This window comes from Streptomyces sp. NPDC059456, assembly GCF_042750055.1.
Taxonomy (GTDB): Bacteria; Actinomycetota; Actinomycetes; order Streptomycetales; family Streptomycetaceae; genus Streptomyces.
Genome location: NZ_JBHYVA010000547.1, coordinates 1,600 through 5,891 on the forward strand (window position 1 = coordinate 1,600; position 4,292 = coordinate 5,891).

At 68.7% G+C, this 4,292-nt stretch carries 4 protein-coding genes; all 4 read right to left on the reverse strand.

Going from position 1 to position 4,292, the window contains the following annotated elements:
* Nucleotides 1-173: 173 nt before the first annotated feature.
* The gene (locus ACFXA3_RS32935; RefSeq protein WP_189743750.1) at nt 174-485 is read right to left on the reverse strand and encodes an SCO5918 family protein; all 312 of its coding nucleotides are present in this window, start codon (nt 483-485) and stop codon (nt 174-176) included.
* A 51-nt stretch (nt 486-536) separates the two neighbouring features.
* Complete coding sequence (locus ACFXA3_RS32940) at nt 537-941, reverse strand: CBS domain-containing protein (protein WP_383934380.1); 405 nt, start codon at nt 939-941, stop codon at nt 537-539.
* A 46-nt stretch (nt 942-987) separates the two neighbouring features.
* On the reverse strand, nt 988-2,502 hold the full coding sequence (locus ACFXA3_RS32945) for a DEAD/DEAH box helicase (protein WP_385192874.1): 1,515 nt from the start codon (nt 2,500-2,502) through the stop codon (nt 988-990).
* A gap of 310 nt (nt 2,503-2,812) precedes the next feature.
* The gene (locus tag ACFXA3_RS32950) at nt 2,813-3,016 is read right to left on the reverse strand and encodes a cold-shock protein (protein WP_030647895.1); all 204 of its coding nucleotides are present in this window, start codon (nt 3,014-3,016) and stop codon (nt 2,813-2,815) included.
* Nucleotides 3,017-4,292 lie beyond the last annotated feature (1,276 nt).

Genomic DNA, 4,292 nt, shown 5'->3' on the forward strand with positions numbered 1-4,292 from the left:
TTGCCCCGCGTCTCGCCGGGGGAGCTCGGCCCGGCCACCCGGGGCGATAACACCCCCCCCCCCCCCCGCCCCCCCCCGCCCCCCCCCCGGGGGGGGGGGGGGGGCCCCCCCGGGGGGGGCGGGGGGGGGCCCCTCCTCGCTGTTCGGGTGTCGGCTCGCGCCGGTCCTGTCCGTCAGACGGTCACCGGGATGCCGAGCATCGCGGAAGCCTGCTGGAGCGGGCTGAGGACGCGCCTGGGCGCGGCGGCCCGGGGGAGGCCGCGGCAGGTGAACCCGAGCTGGGTCATGGCCCGGAGGACTTCACCGGCGCTGAAGTCGCGGCGGTCCTGGCGCGTGATGACCTGACCGACCTGCTTGACGGGGTAGGTACGGCGCCCGATGATCACGGACTCGCCGACGACCTGCTCGGGCTTGACGCCCTTCATCGACTCCAGGACACCGCTCTTGGTCAGGTCGAACGGGAAACGGGCGATGACACAGCGCATGTTGCCTCACAGGAAGAAGAAAGGGGGATGGTCGTGCCGCGGTGAGGCGGTTCAGCGGGCAAGGGCGAGGACGCCCAGAGCACTGCCCTGCTCATCGACGACCGGCAGGGCATCGAGCCGGCGGTAGCGCATCGCGTGCTCGGCTTCGGCCATCGTGGTCAAGGGCGAGGTAACCGGCCCGCGGTCTCCCAGGAGGTCGCGGATACGGACCTGGTCCGTGTACGCCGCGCTGTCGCGGACGGTGGCGAGCCTGGCCTGGGTGACCAGTCCGGTGCACAAGCCGTCCTCGTCGCAGACGAGCAGATGACCCGCGCGGGCACTGGCCATGACGGCCAGAGCCACCTCGACTGTCATGTCGTCACAGACCTGTGGACCGGCCGCCTCCATCGCCTCGTCCACCGTCCGGTGCACAGGGTGGGCGTTCGCCGAGCGGGGCTGCATCTGGACCAGCGTCAAAACGTGCCTCCTGCAGAGATGGGTCAGTTTCCTGATCACGTGCTTCTCAGGCCGCCGCATCGAAGGCGGACTGCCGCACGCTCACGCGCCGGACCGTCGAAGCGGGCCGTCGCCTGCCGCGGGAGGCCGTGCTGCGCTTGGCGCGTTCGACGACGGGTGCGGTGATGACGACGGGGATGCCGGAGGGGGCTTGGGCGCCGGTGATCCGGTTCAGTGCCTCTTCGCCGGAGCGGACCTGGGTGGTCTGCGGTGTGATGCCGGCGGCCTGCATGAGGCGGGTCATGTCGCGGCGCTGGTTGGGAGTGACGAGGGTGACGACGCTGCCGGACTCGCCGGCGCGGGCGGTGCGGCCGCCGCGGTGGAGGTAGTCCTTGTGGTCGGTGGGCGGGTCGACGTTGACGACGAGGTCGAGGTGGTCGACGTGGATGCCGCGCGCCGCCACGTTCGTCGCGACCAGTACGGTCACGTGTCCGGTCTTGAACTGGGCGAGGGTGCGCGTGCGCTGGGGCTGCGACTTCCCGCCGTGCAGGGCGGCGGCCCGGACACCGCTGTTCAGCAGGTCCTGGGTCAGCCGGTCGACGGCGTGCTTGGTGTCCAGGAACATCATCACCCGGCCCTCGCGCGCCGCGATCTCCGTCGTCGTCCGGTGCTTGTCGGCGCCGTGGACGTGCAACACGTGGTGCTCCATCGTCGTCACCGCACCGGCCGAGGGGTCCACCGAGTGCACGACGGGGTCGGTCAGGTAGCGGCGCACCAGCAGGTCGACGTTGCGGTCGAGGGTGGCGGAGAAAAGCATCCGCTGCCCCTCGGGACGCACCTGGTCCAGGAGGGCGGTGACCTGCGGCATGAAGCCCATGTCGGCCATCTGGTCGGCCTCGTCCAGGACGGTGATCGCGACCTGGTTAAGCCGGCATTCGCCACGGTCGATGAGGTCCTTCAACCGGCCGGGCGTAGCCACGACGACCTCGGCGCCTCCGCGCAGCGCTCCGGCCTGCTTGCCGATCGACATGCCGCCGACGACCGTGGTCAGGCGCAGCTTCACGGCGCGGGCGTACGGGGTGAGGGCGTCGGTCACCTGCTGTGCCAGCTCGCGGGTGGGGACGAGGATCAGGGCGAGGGGCTGGCGGGGCTCGGCGCGCTGCCCAGCGGTGCGGGCCAGCAGGGCGAGGCCGAAGGCGAGGGTCTTACCGGAGCCGGTCCGTCCGCGGCCGAGGACGTCGCGGCCTGCGAGGGTGTTGGGCAGGGTGGCTCCCTGGATCGGGAACGGCACGCTCAGGCCCTGCGCGCCTAGGGCAGCAAGCAGCTCCGCCGGCATGTCGAGGTCGGCGAAGGCCTCGACGGCGGGCAGCGCGGGAGTGATGGTCTTCGGCGGAGCGAACTCGCCCTGTACCGCTGCGGGTCGGCGGCCGTAGCCGCCCGAGCGGCGCGGACCTCCGGAACGGCTCGGGGCCGACGAGCTGAAGCGGCTGCCCCGCTCCGAACCGGCGGCAGCGCCGAAAGCGGGGCTGCTGGTGCGGCTGCGGGTGCGAGAGGAACGGTCGTTCGTACGTGTGCGGTTCATTCAGAACCTTTCCTTGATGCGGCGCGTATCAAGGAATTCCCGCTGCGAAACGCAGCGCAGGGAATCACAAGAACGGGCCGAATGGAATGCGAAAGCGACTTTGGCCAACAGAGATTCTGTACGGGCGCATGCGCTGAGATGAGGTGGCGTCACGGGGACGCGAAATCAAGAAATCGAGTGGGGTGAAGTGCCGAGCAGGCTGTAACCCTGAAATACTTCATCCCGCAGGTGACACCACTGCGGGAAATGCGTGCAGCTGGGGCCCGCACCCCGAGGGATGCGGGCCCCAGCTACGAAATGCGCGTCAGCGTCAGGCGGGAACGATGTTCTCGGCCGTCGGGCCCTTCTGGCCCTGCGCGATGTCGAAGGTGACCTTCTGGCCTTCCAGCAGCTCGCGGAAGCCCTGGGCGGCGATGTTCGAGAAGTGGGCGAAGACGTCGTCGCCGCCACCGTCCTGCTCGATGAAGCCGAAGCCCTTGGCCGCGTTGAACCACTTCACGGTGCCAGATGCCATGTCATATCTCCTTTGGGGCAGTACACCAGCATCCGCACCATACGGACACCGTGTCGCCGCGATGATGCCCCGCCGGAAAATGACCGGAAATATGAAGCACTCGAATGTGGCGCGGAGGCCGACTGGAGCGCTTGAAGTTTTTGGGTACCAAAACTGCAACCGAGACCGACAGTAGCACGCTGCAGCGGTTCGTGTGCGTTAAATATCTCCATCGTGTGCGGTGCGGAAAAACTCTCCCTGCGGGGTCCATTAAACTCTCTGACCGCGGGGATAGATATTGATTCCCCCCGAGTGCAGCGTTTCGGGAGCAGGAGCGTCCGCCAGCTGCGACGTGCAGTCCAGGCGGGCGTGAGCCTACGGGGTGTGTCAGCAGCGCCCTCCCGAAGGGATCAGCAGCTCGCAGGGTTCCATGGCGGTCTCGGGGGCGTCCACGGCAAGGCGGCGCGGCCAGCCCCGCGCTCGCTACACGTCTGTTCCGCAGCGCCTGACCGTCATTGCGGTCGTTCGCGAAGCCGCTCCCGCAGGTGGAGGAGAACCTCGGTGTCGGCGATGTCGACCAAGGCTGCCAACAGGATCCGGATACGAGCGTCATCGCCATGGTGCACAGCCCGCACGATGGCCTCGACGGTGGCGGCCGCCTCAGCGGGAAGGCATGGTGGGCTGGCCGTGGCCCACACGTGAACGGCAGGACCGGCGCTGCCCGGCCGTTCTGCCGGAGTGTTCTGCCCAGGGTCACTGCCTTCATCCACCGGCACCCGTGGGAACCTCCTGACGAGATGGTCAGCTCAACGGTGATCTCAGTGGCCATCTCACTGGCACGGCTGGACCAGGCCGCCCCCGAGTCCCGGTGCGCCGCTCTCTTCGAGACTTGCATCAGTGGGGACCGGTGTGTGGAGCCTGTCCCGCTGAGAGGCGTGGCACTCTCGTCGCGAGCACCGTTGGCGGGGAAAGAGGACTAGGCGGACCCGTCGAGGGCCTGAGCCAACCCCTCCGACCAACCGCCCCTTTTGGAAAGCGAATTCACGCGACGGAGGCAGCGGTGTGACGCAGGTCATCGAGGACGTGTCTCGCGACGCGAGACCGGCGGGGGCTCGTGTGGTGCAAGTGATGCGCGAACAGCCCTCCGGCCAGGGAGTTCCTGCGAGTTGGGGCACGCGGAGGGCACGGCGAGGGGTGAGAGGTCCAGACAACGACGAAGGACCACGGAGGGGTCCGTGGCCAGAGAGATATTTGAGATGTCGGGTCTCGCACCCGCCGAGTGATAGTTGGGTGGGAA

Excerpts from the sequence above, each read along its gene's own strand:
- ACFXA3_RS32950 (WP_030647895.1), bottom strand. The coding sequence starts at position 3,016 with ATGGCATCTGGCACCGTGAAGTGGTTCAACGCGGCCAAGGGCTTCGGC.
- ACFXA3_RS32935 (WP_189743750.1), bottom strand. The coding sequence starts at position 485 with ATGCGCTGTGTCATCGCCCGTTTCCCGTTCGACCTGACCAAGAGCGGT.
- ACFXA3_RS32945 (WP_385192874.1), bottom strand. The coding sequence starts at position 2,502 with ATGAACCGCACACGTACGAACGACCGTTCCTCTCGCACCCGCAGCCGC.